This window comes from Streptosporangium sp. NPDC001681, assembly GCF_040298085.1.
GTDB lineage: Bacteria > Actinomycetota > Actinomycetes > Streptosporangiales > Streptosporangiaceae > Streptosporangium.
In genome coordinates this window covers 1-16,287 of the sequence record NZ_JBEOZN010000180.1, presented here as the reverse complement: position 1 = coordinate 16,287, position 16,287 = coordinate 1, and the positions used below count along the sequence as shown (strand labels likewise).

The following is a 16,287-nucleotide window of genomic DNA, read 5'->3' as shown; positions in this document are numbered from 1 at the left end:
GGAAGAAATCCTCTCAGAGGCCGAAGAATGCCTAGGACCATACAGGCCGGGCAAGTCGGCCAGATCCCTGTAGAGGGGGCGGAGGGGTCCGTGGGACGGCGATAATTGCCTGTCAGCGCCCATTCATGGCGGGTGCTGAGGGAGGGGCTCCAATGGGCGTGCGCGATCTCGTCTATCGACTCTACGAGCGCCGGCTCGAAGCGAAGCTGTCCCGTCAGCGGGAGATGTTTCCCCGGCACGTCGGCGTGATCGTTGACGGTAACCGCCGCTGGGCACGCTCGATGGGCATCGACGACGTGAGCCGCGGGCATCGCAAGGGCGCGGACAAGATCTCGGAGCTGCTCGGCTGGTGCCGCGAGGCCGGTGTCGAGGTCGTCACCGTGTGGCTGCTCTCCAGCGAGAACATCAACCGTTCCAAGGACGAGCTGGACCCCCTGATGAAGATCATCGAGGATGTGGTCCAGGAACTCGTGGCCGACGGCTGGCACATCAAGCCCATGGGTGCGCTAGATCTTTTGCCGGATCACACGGCTCGTGTGCTTAAAGATGCAAAAGAAGCGACATCACATCGTCCCGGGTTGATTGTGAACGTTGCCGTTGGGTATGGAGGAAGGCGTGAGATCGCTGATGCGGTGCGCTCCCTTCTCCAGGAGCACGCGAGCAAGGGCGCGAGCATCGAGGACCTTGTCGAGGTCCTCGATGTGGAGCACATCGCGAAGCATCTCTACACGCGCGGCCAGCCCGACCCGGATCTGGTCATCCGCACTTCGGGAGAGCAGCGGCTCTCCGGCTTCCTGCTCTGGCAGAGCGCCCACTCCGAGTTCTACTTCTGCGAGGCCTACTGGCCTGACTTCCGCAGGGTCGACTTCTTGCGGGCCCTCCGCTCTTACGCCGCGCGACACCGTAGGTACGGTTCCTGAAACACCACATGAACGACCCCTTTCGGTCAGTCTTAAGCAGTTGGAAGTAGGGCATTCAGGACGTACCGTAAGAAGTAGGAGAGCACGACTCACCTACGCCGGAGAGGGCCCGCCTTTGCGTCACGATTCGCTGAGGAGGGCCGGTTCCCGGTCCCTGCTCGGCATTCTCGTGAGCGGGTCCGAGGCCGGTCCGCATCCCAGCTCATGGCAGGGCGCCGTCCTTGGCGCCCGGGGGAGAACGCGTGGCAAACCCTTCGTCCTCACCCACGTCGCCGGCAGTCAAGCGGCGCACGTACGTCCTGGACACCTCGGTGCTCCTGGCGGATCCAACGGCGATGAGCCGTTTCGCCGAGCATGAGGTGGTCATCCCGATCGTCGTCATCACCGAGTTGGAGGGCAAACGCCATCATCCAGAGCTCGGATACTTCGCGCGCAAGGCGCTGAGGTACCTCGACGACCTGAGGGTGACACACGGACGGCTGGACGAGCCCATGCCGATCGGCGAGGGCACCATCCGGGTCGAGCTCAACCACAGTGACCCGTCCATCCTGCCCGTCGGGTTCCGGCTCGGCGACAACGACACCCGCATCCTGACCGTGGCCCGTACCCTCGCCGCCGAGGGACACGACGTGGTGCTGGTCTCCAAGGACCTGCCGATGCGGGTGAAGGCCGCCTCCATCGGTCTCGCCGCGGACGAGTACCGGGCCGAACTCGTGGTCGAGTCCGGCTGGACAGGCATGGCGGAGCTCCAGGTGACCTCCGAGGACATCGAGGTGCTCTTCGAGCACGGCACCGCCGACCTGGAGGAGGCTCGCGACCTGCCCACCCACACCGGCCTGCGGCTGCTGTCGAGCAGGGGGTCGGCGCTGGGCAGGGTGCTGCCCGACAAGTCGGTGCGGCTGGTGCGCGGCGACCGCGAGGTGTTCGGCCTGCACGGCCGCTCCGCCGAGCAGCGGATCGCGCTCGACCTGCTGATGGACCCCGAGGTCGGCATCGTCTCGATGGGCGGCCGGGCGGGCACCGGAAAGTCCGCGCTCGCCCTCTGCGCGGGCCTGGAGGCGGTGCTGGAGCGCCGCCAGCACCGCAAGGTCATCGTCTTCCGCCCGCTGTACGCCGTGGGCGGCCAGGAACTGGGCTACCTGCCGGGTTCCGAGAACGAGAAGATGAGCCCGTGGGCCCAGGCCGTCTACGACACCCTGGGCGCGGTCACCACACCCGAGGTGATCGAGGAGGTGATGGACCGGGGCATGCTGGAGGTGCTTCCGCTCACCCACATCCGCGGCCGTTCCCTGCACGACGCCTTCGTCATCGTGGACGAGGCGCAGTCGCTGGAGCGCGGGGTGCTGCTCACCGTGCTGAGCCGGATCGGCGCCAACTCCCGGGTCGTCCTCACCCATGACATCGCCCAGCGCGACAACCTGCGGGTGGGCCGGCACGACGGCGTCGTGGCGGTGGTGGAGAAGCTCAAGGGGCACCCGCTGTTCGCGCACGTCACGCTGACCCGCTCGGAGCGCTCGCCGATCGCGGCGCTGGTCACCGAGATGCTGGAGGACATCACGATGTGACGGGCGTCCTGGACCTCCAGGCATGATCGCGCGAAGCGCGGTCGCGGGTGTCGTGAGGCACCCGCGACCGCGCTTCGCGTGTCATTCGCGGGTCAGCGGGCGCCGGCCGTGGCCCCCGACACCGGGCGTCAAGGAGCGCTCACGGCGGCAGTCGCACGCCGGGGGCCGCGAGCTTGCGGAACTCGAAGCAGGTGTGCTCGCCCATCGACTCCGGGACTCCGGGAAAGAGCCGGGTGATCTCGACGCTCCAGATGCTCTCCTGCTTGTTCTGCCGGATGGTGCAGGTGATCTGGGCGAGGCCCTCCTTGGAGATCCTGCCCTCGCCCGTGATGATCACATTCAGCCGGTAGCCCAGGCTGTCGTCCGGATCGTTGCGCTGGTCGGTGTTGTCGGAGTACCGGGTGGTTTTGGTGTCGTAGTGGCTGAAGTTGTTGAGCGCGCTGGTCAGCCCCCGTTTCGGTGGCTGCTTGCCCGCCCGGAAGAGGGTGTCGATGATGTTCTTGGCCGAGTCGGAGACCACCGGGATCCTGGCCGGTTCCAGCCGTCCGTCACGGAGCAGATAGACGGTCACCCAGGTCGGGCTGTAGCTGATCACCGGCGGGCGGCCGTAGTCCTGGACCTCGGTGGGAGAGATGCCGCATCCGCACAGGACCGCGAGGGCGGCGAGCAGGCAGGTGAGGCGTCTCATGCCGGGGGCAGCCAGACCGTGAAGAGGGTTCCCGGCCGCTGCGCGCGGACCGAGATCGTGCCGCCGTGCAACTGGGCGTTGGCCCGCGCGATGGACAGGCCGAGCCCGCTGCCGTCGCCCCGGGCGCCCGCCTTGTAGAAGCGGTTGAACACAAACGGCAGATCCTTGGCGGGGATGCCCTTGCCGTGGTCGCGCACCTTCACCTCCAGGCCGTTCGGAGTACTGCGGGCGGTCACCATCACGGGAGGCTCCCCGTGGCGTAGGGCGTTGCCCACCAGGTTGGCCACGATGACGTCGAATCGCCGGGGATCGACGGAGAAGACCAGTCCCTGGGGCACGTTCACCCGTACCTGGTCCGACCAGCCGCGCATCTCCAGGCAGTCCCAGATCACGTCGATGATGTTCACGGTGTCCACGTTCAGCGTCGCGGTACCCGAGTCGAACCGGCTCGCCTCGATGAGCTGCTCCACCAGGGTCCGCAGCCGCGCGATCTCCCGCAACACCAGCTGCACGGCGGCCGCGGGCTCGGGTGGCAGCCGCTCGGCCTCCTCGGAGAGCATGTCGGTGACCGCGGTCATCGCGGTCAGCGGGGTCCTGAGCTCGTGGGAGACGTCGGCGACGAAGCGGCGGGACATCGCCTCCAGCGAGCGGAGCTCGGAGACGCTCCGTTCCAGGGCGGCGGCGGTGTCGTTGAACGTGGCGGTGAGTTCGGCGAGCTCGTCCTGGCCGTGCACGGGCAGGCGGGTGTCCAGGTGGCCGGCGCCGAGCGCGCGGGCCGCGGAGCCGAGCCGCCTGACCGGCAGCAGGAGCTGCCGGGCCGACAGCAGTCCCATGGCCAGTGCGATGATCAGCATGGCGACGCTGGCGACGGCCAGCGGCTGCCGCAGGCCGCTGAGAAGGCGCTCCTCCTCGATGAGGGGGGCGAACACGAAGACGGTCATCCCGGTGGGCTGGGCGGTGTGGATGGGCTCGATCCGCCAGACCGGGGTGCCGATGAGCAGCCACATGCCGCCGTTGATGGTCTGCCGCTTGGCGACCATCCGCTGGGTGGCCCTGGCGGCGAGGTCGCCGGGAACGTCCCTGATGCCGAATTCGCCGTCGGGGTAGAGGAAGTCCTCGTAGCGGACCACCACCCTGCCGCCCTGCGGGCGCAGGCTCTTCTGCAGCGCGCTGATCTCGTCGTCGGTCGGCGGGCTGTCTCCGGGCCAGAGCGCGCCGATGGGCACCCTGATGCCCTCCAGGATGTCGCGCACGTCGCTCACGGCCACCTGCTCGGCACGTCCGATCATGCGGCTCTTGACGAACTCGTAGCCGATCCCGGCGACCAGCGAGGAGGCGGTGACGGCGATCAGGGTGAAGGTGATCACCAGACGGCCGCGCAGGCCGGTGTGGGTCCGTTTCACGGTGGGCTGAACCGGTAGCCGAATCCCCGTACCGTGTGGATGAACTCGGGCTCGGCGGGAACCGCCTCTATCTTGGCGCGGACCCGCTGGACACAGGCGTCGACCAGCCGGGAGTCCGCGACGTGCGTGTGGTCCCAGACGGCCCGCAGCAGGTACCTGCGGTTGAGCACCTGGCCGGGATGGCGGACGAGTTCGAGCAGGAGGCGCAGTTCGGTGGGGGTGAGGTGGACCTCGCGGCCGCTCAGCGACACCTTCAGCGCGCCCCTGTCGATGACCAGGTCGCCGAAGGTGATGCGGTCGGAGGCGACCGACTCCATCCGGCGCAGGACGGCGCGGATACGGGCGTCCAGCACTCGCGGCTCGACCGGCTTGACCACGTAGTCGTCGGCCCCGGCCTCCAGCCCCACGACCACGTCGAGGTCGTCGCCCCTGGCGGTGAGCAGGATCACCGGAAGCTGGTCCAGCCTGCGGATGCGGCGGCACACCTCGACGCCGTCGATGCCGGGCAGCATGACGTCCAGGATGGCGATCTCGGGGCGGCGGGACCTGATGTGCTCAAGCGCCTCCTCACCGCTGGCGTATGCGGTGACGGAGTGGCCCTGCCGGGTGAGCGCCAGCTCAAGCCCGGTCCTGACCGAGGGGTCGTCTTCGACGAGGAGGATGCCTGCCACCGGGTAATCATTCTCCCAAGGCTTGGATGGATCTGCCAGGTCACGAACCCTGACATAAGGCAAACAGTACCTGAATAAGGTAGTCAAACCATGATTCGGGCGCTCCCGTGATCACATAGAGAGGCGAAGCGGCGCCGTAGGGTAAAATGTGAGCAAAATCACTTCCATCTTTTCCTTGTCGGGAAAGCGCCCGTGGCCTGGTGATTAGCTTAGGAGAAGCCCGGTGGATCTCGTATGGCGCCGACCAAGTCTTCCGATCCGGTTGCGGACCACCCCCCTCCGCACGGCAAGCTCATAGGTCGTGAGTCCAGGATCACAGCAACTGAAGGACCGCTCGGCGGCGCCCCGTGCCCGCCGTGCGAACCGCAGAACGGCCAGGACGAAGACACCAGGCCGTCTGACCCCCAAACGCGTCCTGATCCTGGGCACCGCGATCGTGGTCGTGGTGGGTGGCGGAGCCTTCACCGCCTACACCGCGGTCCAGAACGCCTCGGCGCCCACGCAGCCGCTCACCCTGGAAGAGATGGCGCAGGTGCTCGGCTCCGACCCGTTCGGCTCCGACCTGGAGTCCGACATGCTGAAGGCCCAGGCGGCCCAGGCGCTCAAGGCCGACAAGATCGCCGCCGAGCGGGAGAACCGCAAGGTGCTCAACCCGGTCAAGATCGTTGACGAGGCGCCGGGCGGTGGCGGGTTCAATCCGCAGCGACTCCCCCCGGGCACCGCCAACCCGACCGGCAACAGGGCGCTGGGCAAGCAGATGCTGGAGTCCAGGGGCTGGGCCGACCAGTGGGGCTGCCTGGAGAAGCTCTGGATGAAGGAGAGCGGCTGGAACGAGCGCGCCATGAACACCTCCAGTGGCGCCTACGGCATCCCCCAGTCCCTCCCCGGCCACAAGATGGCCAGCTCGGGAAGCGACTGGCAGACCAACCCGGCCACCCAGATCGAGTGGGGGCTCACCTACATCAAGGGCCGCTACGGCACGCCCTGTGGGGCCTGGGCCCATTCCCAGGCCAAAGGCTGGTACTGAGAGACCAGGACTCGGCAAGTCTGACCGTCTCCCGGCCCCGGGCATCGCACCCTTGGCCGCATGGATGTGAAGGTCAGCGTGGTAGTGCCGGTGCACAACCCCGGTGATGGCGCCGACGCCTGTATCCGGTCGGTGCTGGAACAGTCGATGGCCTCCGAGGACTACGAGGTGATCTTCGCCGACGACGGCTCCGACGACGGGATCCAGCAGCGCCTCGACGCGGTGGCCGCGGTGCGGTCGAACGTCAAGGTGCTCCACCTGGAGCGGACCGGTTCGCCGATGCGCGGCCGCAACGTCGCACTCATGGTGGCCAGAGGCGAGTACGTCTACATGCTCGGCCAGACCGACCGTCTGGAACGGATGGCTCTGGAGCTGATGTACCGGCGTGCCGTGGAGACCGAGGCCGACATCCTCATCGGGCGGCTGGTCGACGACCAGAAGCCGCCCTCCCCGGTCTTCGACGTCAACCGTGAGCGTGCCGACGTGGTCAAGGACCGGCTGCTCACGCTGCTCACCCCGCACAAGCTCTTCCGCAGGGCCTTTCTCGACGACGAGGCGCTGAACTTCTCCGACCCCGGCGGGCGCCTGGCCGAGCAGGCCTTCGTCGTCCGCGCCTACCTGCGGGCCAAGATCATCGTGGTCATGGCCGACCAGGTCTGCTGTCACGTCGCCGAGCGGCCCGAGCCGCAGGAGGACCCGTACGTCTGGGCCGCCGAGTTGCGCGAGCTGCTCGACATCATCGACGACGAGGTCCCCGAGGGCCGCAGGCGCGATCGGATGTACGCCCAGTGGTTCCGCACCGCGGTGCTGCGACGGCTCGGCGGAGGTGCGTTCGCCACCTCCTCCCTGGGCCGGGCGGCCACCTTCACGACCCTGCGCGAGCTGGTGGTCCAGCGTTTCCCCCCGCGCCTCGACCTGCTGCTGCCGGTGCAGTTGCGGGCCCGCGCCGCGCTGCTGCGGGCGGGCAGGCTCGACCAGCTCGTCATGCTGGCCGGAGCCACCCAGGGCATCCACCTCCAGGCCGACCTGACGGACGTCGTCTGGGACGACGGCGTGCTCACCATGGGGCTGACCGTGGAGATCATGCAGTCCGACGGCACCCCGATGCGCTTCATCCCCTACGGGCAGGACGGCCTGCTCTGGGAGCCTCCGGTGCCTCTGGACGGGCTCCGCCTCCCACCCGAGATGGCCGACGTCAGCCAGGCCGCCGCCAGGGCGCGGTTCGAGGTCTACATCAGGCACGAGGAGACCGGGGTCGTCTACCTCCTGCCGGTGGAGTGCTCGATGATCCGCTGCCGTCACCGTAACGGGGTCAGGCTCCAGGTCACCGGCACGGCACGGCTGGACGTCGACTCGGCGGCCGTGGACGGCCCGCTGCCGCCGGGGCTCTGGGAGATCCACGTGCGCATGTACGGGGGGGCTCAGCAGGCCCGTACCCGGGTGACCGGATCCCCGCTGAACTGCACCGGGGTGGTCGCCGACTACTCCAAGCGGCTGGTCGTCCCCTGGTGGTCGGACCGGGGGGAGCTGGGGATCTGCGTGGAGCCCCGCTCGTTCTCCGAGTCGATCGTCCTGGTCTCGCCGGGTACGACGGTGATCAGGCAGCGCAAGCACGTCTTCGTGGTCGTGCCCGTGCCGTACGTGCCGCCGAGCGGGGGGCCGCCCGTGGAGCTGGTGCTCCGCCAGACCACCGGCAGGGAACGCGAGGTCGCCGCGCCCGCCCTGGTCGAGCCGGGCGTCCCCGGGCAGCTCGCCGGGCGGCTGATCGCCAAGATCCCGACCCGGCTGGCGTACCGGGAGGGGTTCCTCGCGCCGGGCGTCTGGGCGCCCTTCCTACGGGTGGACGGTAAGGAGACCGGGCTCCGCTTCAAGATGGAGATGAACCGCGGCGGGCGAGTGGAGATCCTCAAGTCCGCCGCGGCCCGGCCTCCCGAGCCCTGGTACCCGCTGCTGAAACGCCTCGCGCTGCGGATACCGGGGGTCAGGAACGCGGTCCGGGTCACCAAGACCATGCAGCGCCGCTACATGCTCAGCTGACATTCGCCGGGCGGAGACCGGTCACCCGTACCGCCGGCCGCATCAGGCGCCCAGCCGGCACTCGTTGGGCAGGTCACCGCCGGAGGGCCTCGGCAGGGTCGCGCTCGGCGGCGGGTTCTGCCCGCGCTCCACCCAGCCCTCCATGGCCTCGAACGCGCTGCGGAAGCACGGCAGCAGCGGGCGAAGCCTGTCGGGGTAGGCGGCGTAGAGGCTGTCCACATGGGTTCCGTCGGTGACCCGGTAGTACCGGAACGGCCGGTGCCCGCCGACCATCTCCGCGTAGACGTCACCGGAGCGGGAGATCGGCAGCAGCGTGTCCAGCGTGCCGTGGATCGTGATCAGCGGTTTGCCGATCCGGCCGGTGAGCCCGATCTTCCGCACCGCCGCGTACGGCTTGCGCACGTCGTAGTCGTAGTCGGCGTCGCAGGCGGGGGTGCCCGAGGCGCAGAACGGGGTGCCCGCCTCGGTGTCGCCGTCGAAGGTGGGGTCGAGCTCCTCGCGGTAGACGCGCTGGGTCAGGTCCCAGTAGTACTGGTAGTGGAAGGGCCACAGGAACTCCGACCCGCGTGCGAACCCGGCGTCGTACATCGCCTGGGTGTCGCCCGCCGGGTAGGCCCGCAGCGCCGGGGGCAGGTAGTTGAGCAGGTTGTCGCCCTTGACCCGCCAGAGCGTGCCCTCCCAGTCGATCCCGCCGTCATAGAGCCAGGCCCGGTTCTCCAACTGCCAGCGGACCAGGTATCCGCCGTTGGAGATGCCCGCCGCGTAGGTCCGCTTCGGGAGCCTGCCGTAGCGCTGTGCGACGACGGCCTTGGCCGCGACCGCGACCTGCGTGACCCGGTCGTTCCACTCCGCGACCGCGTCGCCGGGCCTGCGGCCGTCCTGGTAGAAGGTGACGCCGACGTTGCCCTTGTCCGTCACGGCGTAGGCGTAGCCCCTGGCCAGCGCCCAGTCGGAGATGGTGAAGTCGTTCGCGTACTGCTCCCTGTTGCCGGGGGTGCCCGCGACCACCAGCCCGCCGTTCCAGTCGTCGGGCAGCCGGAGCACGAACTGCGAGTCGTGGTTCCAGCCATGCGTCGTGTTGGAGGTCGAGGTGTCGGGGAAGTAGCCGTCGACCTGGATGCCGGGCACGCCCGTGGGGTTGACCGCCCCCGCCGGGTGCAGGCCCGCCCAGTCGGCCGGGTCGGTGTGCCCGGAGACGATCGTGCCGGCCGTCGTGAGGTCGTCCAGGCACGCCTTCACCTGGTGCTCGGCCCCCGGCACCACCACCCGGTCCAGCCGGGCGCAGTGCGCGGGAGAGGTCCCCGCGCTCGCCGCGGGACCGGCCGCCAGGAGGGCGGTGAAGACGACGGCGGCGAGCCCTCCGGCCCAACCACGACGCGATGGTGTTGCCATGGACACTGTCAGCTCCGCTTCAGATGGTCGTTGAGGGCGGTGCGGAACTCGATGGGGCGCTCGATGTGCGGGCTGTGACCGCTGTCCAGGACTACCTCGGTGTACGGGCCGTACCGTTCCAGGACGGCGCGGGTCTGGGCGATCATCGGCTGCGCCGGGGTGCCGGGGGAGCCGGGGACGACGCCCAGGGCGCCCAGGTGGGCCAGGTCGAACAGCGAGGTGTCGGAGACGATCACGTCGGCCTCGCCCCTGACCCACAGGATCGGCGGCTTCGGGTCGATCGTGTGCAGGTCGTCGATCCGGAAATGCGTCGGTGAGAAGGAGTTGAGCACGCCCCGCGTGCCGGGACGCACCCCCGGCCACTCCTCCGAGGCCACCACGTCGCCCGGGTAGTGGTCATCGCCGACCCTCGTGGAGAGCATCGACGCGACCAGGGCGTCCTCGTCCTTGATCACTGTGCCGGGCTTCACGTACGTGGTCCGCATCACGTTCCTCGGTGACGTCGGGGAGTCGTCGGAGGCGTCCCCCGCCGCGAGCAGCTTCACGAAGTCCGGGTTCGCCGACCCGCCGCCGGCGCCCGTGCCGTCGGGGTGGTTCAGCGCCCCGTCGGGGCCGTGTGTGCCGCCGAAGCCGTACGGGGAGACCGGATTGACCAGCGTCACGCTCCGCACGACGGCCGGCCGGTCCCGCAGCGCCTGCAGCACCACCCCGCCGCCCATGCTCCAGCCGACCAGGTGCACGCCGTCCAGCCCGAGGGCGTCGATGAGGGCGAGCACGTCGTCGGAGTAGTCCCGCAGGCCGCGGGTGGCATCGACCGGGGCCGGCTCGGTGTCGCCGAAGCCCCGCAGGTCGACGGCGAGCGGCCGGTGACCCGCCTCCGCCAGGGCGAGCAACGTGTCCCGCCAGAAGGCGGAGCTCGACACGTTCCCGTGCACGAACAGCACCGGCTCGCCACCTGCCGCCTCATCGGCGACGGACAGCACGTTCTGGGTGATGCGGGCGGTGGGTACCCGCCGGTTCTCGATGCGCATCAGATGTCTCTCCATATGCTCAGCGGGTGGTCGGGGCTTCGTCGCGGGTACCGAGGGTGACGAGGTCACGTCCCCGGGTCTCACGTGAGACATACACGGTGATCAGGGTGAGTACGGCGGCTCCGACCACGTACAGCATGACCGGCAGCGACGACTCGTAGGCGCTCAGCAGGGCCACCGCGATCAGCGGGGCCAGGCCGCCCGCGATGATCGAGGCGAGCTGCGAGCCGATCGACACGCCCGAGTAGCGCATCCTGGTGGCGAACAACTCGGAGAAGAACGCCGCCTGCGGGCCGTACATCGCACCGTGCAGGATCAGCCCGACGGTCACCGCCAGGGTCACCGCGGCGAAGTTCTTCGTGTCGATCAGCGGGAAGAAGGCGAAGGCCCACAGGCCCACCCCGGCGGCGCCGAGCAGGTAGACGGGGCGGCGGCCGAGCCGGTCGGAGAGCGCCCCCCACAGCGGGATCGAGACGAAGTGGACGGCCGACCCGATCAGCACCGCGTTGAGCACGACGGGCTTCGTCAGCCCCGCCGACGTCGTCGCGTAGACCAGCACGAACGCGGTGAGGATGTAGTAGGAGACGTTCTCCGCGAAGCGGGCGCCGATCGCGGTGATCACGTCCCGCCAGTGGTGCCTGAACACCTCGATGATCGGCATGGACGGGGCGGGCTCGGCGTTGGCGACGGCCTGCTGGAAGACCGGCGACTCGCTGATGGACAGCCGGATCCACATGCCGACCAGTACCAGCACGCCGGAGAGCAGGAAGGGCACCCGCCATCCCCAGCTCAGGAAGGCCTCCTCCGTCTGGATCGCGGCCAGCGCCGCCAGCACGGCGGTGGCCAGCAGGTTGCCGCCGGGGGCGCCCGCCTGCGGCCAGGAGGCCCAGAAGCCGCGGCGCTCCGCGTCGCCGTGCTCGGAGACGATGAGCACCGCGCCTCCCCACTCACCGCCGAGGGCGAAGCCCTGGACGAGCCGGAGCAGGGTCAGCAGCAGCGGTGCCACCATGCCGATCGCGGCGTGGGTCGGCAGGCAGCCGATCAGGAAGGTCGCCCCGCCCATCAGCAGCAGGCTGAGCACCAGCAGCTTCTTGCGGCCGACCCGGTCGCCGTAGTGCCCGAAGACCAGTGCGCCCAGCGGGCGGGCCACGAAGCCCACCGCGTAGGTCAGGAACGCCAGCAGGGTGCCGGTCAGCGGCTCCGACTCGGGGAAGAAGAGCTTCGGGAAGACCAGGGCGGCGGCGGAACCGTAAAGGAAGAAGTCATACCACTCGATCGTGGTGCCGATGAGGCTGGCGCCGACGATCTTTCCGATGGGGGTTCGGGTTTTCTCTGCCATCTCACTCACCAGGGGGAGTCGCCGTTGGGGGGATTTCGGCTACCGTACGTAGTGACCGGCGTCACTCCTATGGGGATGACAGCCATAGCCGACAAACGTCCTATGTGGGTGTTCGGGGCCGTGCGATACGCCCGCGGCGGCCGGGCTCGGCGGCAGGGGATCGGCGCCGCCGGGGGATCGGAGCGGAGGACCGCGTGGGCCGCCGAGTCAGCCGCTGAGGCGGTGCAGGCGGAGGGCGAGTTGGATCTCCAGGGCCCGGTCGGGCGCCTGCCAGTCGTCGCCGAGGAGCTGGCCGATCCGATCCAGGCGCTGGGTGACCGTGTTGACATGGATGTGCAGGGTCTCGCTCGTACGCGACAGCGAGCCGCCCACGCCGAAGTACGCGGTGAGCGTCCGCACCAGCGCGGTGCCCTTGCGGGCGTCGTAGTCGATCACCGGGCCGAGCGTCGAGGTGAGGAACGCCCCGATGTCGCGTCCCTCGCCGACCAGCAGTCCGACGAAGCCGAGCTCTCTGGCGTCGGCACCGTCTCCGGCTCGCCCCAGGGCCACCAGGGCGTCGGCGCAGCGCTGGGCCTCCCGGTGCCCCGCGGCCACCTCCGCGGCGCCGCGTACGGGTCCTCCGGCGCCCGCCGTGGCCGGGTGGCCCAGTGAGGCGCTCAGTTCGGCCGCCACCCGCTTCGCCAGCGGGCCGGGCCGGTCCCCCGGCAGCAGCAGGACCACCTCGTCACCGCGCTGGGCGGCCAGGCCGTGGTGCAGGGCCGCCTGGGAGGACGCCCAGAAGGCGGCCCGCTCCCGCCCGCCGCCGTGGCGGACCACGACCACCACGTGGTCGGCGTCCAGGTTCACGCCCACCCGCCGGGCGCGATCGGCCAGGCCGTCGAGTTCGGGTCGTGAGATCAGGTCGTCGAGCAGCTCGCCCCTGACCCGGCCCTCCGCCTCGGCCACCGTGCGCCGGAACAGCAGTAGCAACGCGGTGACCAGCGCGGCCCGCTCCAGGATGCGATGATCGGCGTCCGACATCTGGCCGCCATTGCGCAACACCAGCGTGCACAGCGGTTCCGCTCCCACGTCCACCGAGGCGACCAGCAGGTTCCCCCGCCACACGGTGCGCCCGAGCGCCCTCGACGACTGTGCGGCGTCCGCGATCACGTCCGCCGCCTTCCGCGGCGGCTGCCCGGAGCCCTCCTTCCGCCCGGCACCGGACCTCCGGGCCGGCTTCCGGGCCGACCTTTGGGTGGATCTCGGCGCCGATCTCTGCTCGGATTCCGCCCGGTCGGGCGTCTCCTCGTCCAGCGTGCCCTCCAGCACGCTCGCGTCCCCGGCGATCGGGCGTCCGGCGTCGTCGAGCACCGTCAGCGAGCCGCCGAGCACCTCCGTCACCACCGCCGCCACGTCTTCGACCCCGCCGCCGCGCAGCACCAGACCGGTCATCCGGTCGTGTGCGAGAGCCGCGCGTTCCACCGCCTGGCTGTGCGCGTTCACCTGCCGGCTGGCCTCGCTGAGCTCCTCCAGCGCGTTCCTGGTCTCCTGCAGCAGCCGGGCGTTGTCGATCGCCACCGCCGCGTGCGCGGCCAGCGAGCCGAGCAGCACGACCTCGTCCTGGGTGAAGGGCCGTACGCTCCGATTGGCCGCGAACAGCACCCCGATCACCCGAGTGCCCAGTTTGAGCGGCACGCCGAGGATGGCGACCAGCCCCTCCTCCAGCACCGCGTCGTCGATGTCGGTCTTGTGCCGGAAGCGCGCGTCGGCGAAGTAGTCGGCGGTCGAGTACGGGGTGGCGGTCTGGGCCACCAGCCCGCCGAGACCCGCGCCCATGGGCAGCCGTAGCGCCCGGAACTTCGCCGAGACCGAGCCGTCGGTCACCCGCATCCAGGTGTCGCCCCGCTCGGGGTCGTGCAGTGTCATGTAGGCGGCATCGGTGCCGAGCAACTGCCTGGCCCGGTGCACGATGGCCTCCAGGACGGCGTCCAGATCCCGCAGTCCCGCGAGGTCGCCGGCCGTGTCGAACAGCGCGGACAGCTCCGCCTCGCGCTTCGCCCTGCGCCGCAGCAACGCCCGTACCTTCAACGCGGTGAGCTTGGCCTCTTCCAGCTCGGCCAGCGCCTCTGCGCCGATCCCGGCGCTCCTCGCCGCGAGAACGGGTCCCTCGAACTCGACCGCCGACGCCTCCCTGGCCAGCAGCTCAAGAAAGACAGTATTGAATGCGACGCTGGCGCGTCGCGGTTCGGACGCTCTTACCCGGCTCCTTCCCTCGTCACTCATCCGCTGCGCTCCTTCGTTCCTCAGTCCAGTCGCCGGCGCGTCCTCACGGGTAGTCCCTTGAGATGGGGCGTTTGGCCCGTCCCTATGTTGTGTCTTTGCGTGTTGTCGGCGACGCTGGCGCGTCGCGGTGAGGCCGCTCTTACCCGGCTCCTTCCCTCGTCGTTCATCCGCTTCGCTCCTTCACTCCTCAGTCCAGTCCCCGGCGCGGCCTCACGGCGCTCCTCAGTCCAGTCGCCGGCGCGGCCTCACGGGTAGTCCCTTGGGATGGGGCGTTTGGCCCGTCCCTTATGTCGCGTCCTTACGAGCAGTCGGCCGCTCTTAGCCGGCTCCTTCACTGCTCGGTCCGGTCCCCGGCACGGTCTCATGGGGGTCAGCGGGCGGTCCAGCCGCCGTCGAGGGGGAGGGAGGTGCCGGTTATGGAGGAGGCGTGCGGGCCGCAGAGGTAGGCGACGAGTTCGGCGACCTCCGCGGGTTCGATGAGCCGTTTGATGGCGGCGGGGGCGAGCATGATCTGCTCGACCACCTCGTCCCTGCCGATGCCGTGGGTCCCGGCCTGGGCGCCGATCTGGTTCTCCACCAGGGGGGTGCGGACGTAGGCGGGGCTGACGCAGTTGGAGGTGACGCCGTGCGGGGCGCCCTCCAGGGCGATCACCTTGGACAGCCCTTCGAGGGCGTGCTTGGCGGTGACGTACGCGGACTTGTAGGGCGAGGCGCGGAGTCCGTGGACCGAGGAGATGTTGACGATCCGGCCCCAGCCGCGCTCGTACATTCCCGGCAGCGTCTCCCTGACCAGCAGGAAGGGCGCCTCCACCATCACTTTGAGTATTTTGGAGAACACCTCGGGGGGAAACTTCTCGATCGGGGCGACGTGCTGGAATCCCGCGTTGTTCACCAGGATGTCCGTGCCGGGCGGGATCACCCGGGTGAAGTCCGGTGTCGACAGGTCCGCGACGACGGGTGTCCCCGAGATCTCCGCGGCGACCTTGGCCGCGGCCTCGGCGTCGATGTCGACCACCAGCACGTGTGCTCCGGCCGCGGCCAGCCGGTGCGCGCAGGCGCGCCCGATTCCGCTGCCCGCCCCGGTCACCACGGCGCGCCGACCCGCTAGGTCCATCATGCTGCCGAATCTAGGCAATGACCTGAATCCCAGCCCATGTCGCCCACCCCCACACTCCATTCCCGATATATGTGGCCTGACTCCGCCTCCCGCCCGGTTCGGGGAGATGTCGATGCGTGCCGGAGTACGAGCCTCCGGGCCGGCCACCGCCGAGGGGAAGGCGGTGTCTCAGATGGTGACCGGATACATGAGCGTCAGCTCGTCGCCGGGGAGGCCGCGGATGCCCCAGTTGACCTTGGGCGACTCCAGGATCACGATCTCCAGGTCCTCGGCGGGGAGATCGAGTGCCTCCCCGGTCCTGGTGAACAGGGCGCGGATCAGCGCGCGCTTGGCCTCGTCCGACCGGCCGCCGAAACAGACGATCTCCACGATGAGGTACCGCTCGCTCCGCTGCGGGCAGACCAGGTCCTCGGCGTCCAGCAGCAGGAAGCGGTGGAACCGCTTGTCCTCGGGGAGCTGCCAGACGTCCACCAGGCAGCCGTGGACGGTGTCGGAGATCTCCTGACGCCGGACGGACCACACGTCCCGGCGGCCGTAGAACTTGATCTGGGTCATGTCTCGAAGTCTCGCAGGTGACCGGTGCACGGCGCGGGTCGGGTCGCGGCTCCGGGCACCGCCCTGCGGGTCTCGCCGTGGCGTGGGCCGGTCAGGCGGTGCCTCGCGAGGCGGGAAGGGAGCCGCGGCACGACGCGGCGGGGCGCGTCCGGGCGACCGTGGTGAGCGGAGGTGCGGTAGGTGGGAGCTAGGCCCTGTCCTGTGGATCTTGCCGTGGCGAGGATCGGTCAGGTGGTGTCTCGCAAGGCGGAGGAGGGAGCCGCAGCGTGCTGCGGTGACC

General features: G+C 69.7%; 13 protein-coding genes. 4 read left to right on the top strand and 9 right to left on the bottom strand.

Annotation, left to right across the window (positions count from 1 at the left end):
* Positions 1-152 precede the first annotated feature (152 nt).
* Entirely contained in the window at positions 153-920 is a 768-nt protein-coding gene (locus tag ABT130_RS43550) for an isoprenyl transferase (RefSeq protein ID WP_343977706.1), read from the top strand.
* 242 nt (positions 921-1,162) lie between these two features.
* A complete protein-coding gene (phoH2, locus tag ABT130_RS43545; RefSeq protein ID WP_350965765.1) occupies positions 1,163-2,485 on the top strand; it encodes an RNA 5'-3' helicase PhoH2 in 1,323 nt (440 codons plus the stop codon).
* A gap of 139 nt (positions 2,486-2,624) precedes the next feature.
* On the opposite strand, the gene ABT130_RS43540 is transcribed toward phoH2, so the two are convergent.
* From ABT130_RS43540 to ABT130_RS43530, 3 genes are read right to left on the bottom strand one after another with little or no spacing between them, the layout of a single operon-like run.
* Complete coding sequence (locus ABT130_RS43540; protein WP_350926692.1) at positions 2,625-3,173, bottom strand: hypothetical protein; 549 nt, start codon at positions 3,171-3,173, stop codon at positions 2,625-2,627.
* Positions 3,170-4,576: an ATP-binding protein gene (locus ABT130_RS43535; RefSeq protein ID WP_350965763.1), complete on the bottom strand. Its 1,407-nt coding sequence runs from the start codon at positions 4,574-4,576 to the stop codon at positions 3,170-3,172. Before ABT130_RS43535 ends, ABT130_RS43540 begins: the two co-directional genes overlap by 4 nt.
* Positions 4,573-5,247 carry a response regulator gene (locus ABT130_RS43530; RefSeq protein WP_030910870.1) on the bottom strand — a complete coding sequence of 225 codons (675 nt, stop codon included), beginning with the start codon at positions 5,245-5,247 and terminating at the stop codon, positions 4,573-4,575. Before ABT130_RS43530 ends, ABT130_RS43535 begins: the two co-directional genes overlap by 4 nt.
* A 301-nt stretch (positions 5,248-5,548) precedes the next feature.
* Here ABT130_RS43530 and ABT130_RS43525 point away from each other — a divergent pair, with 301 nt between their 5' ends.
* Positions 5,549-6,274 (top strand): aggregation-promoting factor C-terminal-like domain-containing protein, encoded by a 726-nt coding sequence (locus tag ABT130_RS43525; RefSeq protein WP_350926687.1) that lies wholly within the window; start codon positions 5,549-5,551, stop codon positions 6,272-6,274.
* A 60-nt stretch (positions 6,275-6,334) separates the two neighbouring features.
* Positions 6,335-8,311, top strand: coding sequence for a glycosyltransferase family 2 protein (locus tag ABT130_RS43520; RefSeq protein WP_350965761.1), 1,977 nt, complete (start codon positions 6,335-6,337; stop codon positions 8,309-8,311).
* A 42-nt stretch (positions 8,312-8,353) separates the two neighbouring features.
* Here ABT130_RS43520 and ABT130_RS43515 read toward each other — a convergent pair whose 3' ends face one another.
* From ABT130_RS43515 to ABT130_RS43490, 6 genes are all read right to left on the bottom strand, one after another.
* Positions 8,354-9,703, bottom strand: coding sequence for a tannase/feruloyl esterase family alpha/beta hydrolase (locus ABT130_RS43515; protein ID WP_350965759.1), 1,350 nt, complete (start codon positions 9,701-9,703; stop codon positions 8,354-8,356).
* A gap of 8 nt (positions 9,704-9,711) precedes the next feature.
* Positions 9,712-10,734, bottom strand: a complete 1,023-nt coding sequence (locus ABT130_RS43510; RefSeq protein WP_350965758.1) for an alpha/beta fold hydrolase — start codon at positions 10,732-10,734, stop codon at positions 9,712-9,714.
* A gap of 19 nt (positions 10,735-10,753) precedes the next feature.
* Positions 10,754-12,073 (bottom strand): MFS transporter, encoded by a 1,320-nt coding sequence (locus ABT130_RS43505; protein WP_350926679.1) that lies wholly within the window; start codon positions 12,071-12,073, stop codon positions 10,754-10,756.
* Between the two features lie 207 nt (positions 12,074-12,280).
* Positions 12,281-14,335 carry a helix-turn-helix domain-containing protein gene (locus tag ABT130_RS43500; protein WP_350965756.1) on the bottom strand — a complete coding sequence of 685 codons (2,055 nt, stop codon included), beginning with the start codon at positions 14,333-14,335 and terminating at the stop codon, positions 12,281-12,283.
* Positions 14,336-14,705: 370 nt separating this feature from the next.
* Positions 14,706-15,449, bottom strand: coding sequence for a 3-hydroxybutyrate dehydrogenase (locus tag ABT130_RS43495; protein WP_350965767.1), 744 nt, complete (start codon positions 15,447-15,449; stop codon positions 14,706-14,708).
* Between the two features lie 171 nt (positions 15,450-15,620).
* Complete coding sequence (locus ABT130_RS43490; protein ID WP_350965754.1) at positions 15,621-16,007, bottom strand: tautomerase family protein; 387 nt, start codon at positions 16,005-16,007, stop codon at positions 15,621-15,623.
* Positions 16,008-16,287: the final 280 nt, after the last annotated feature.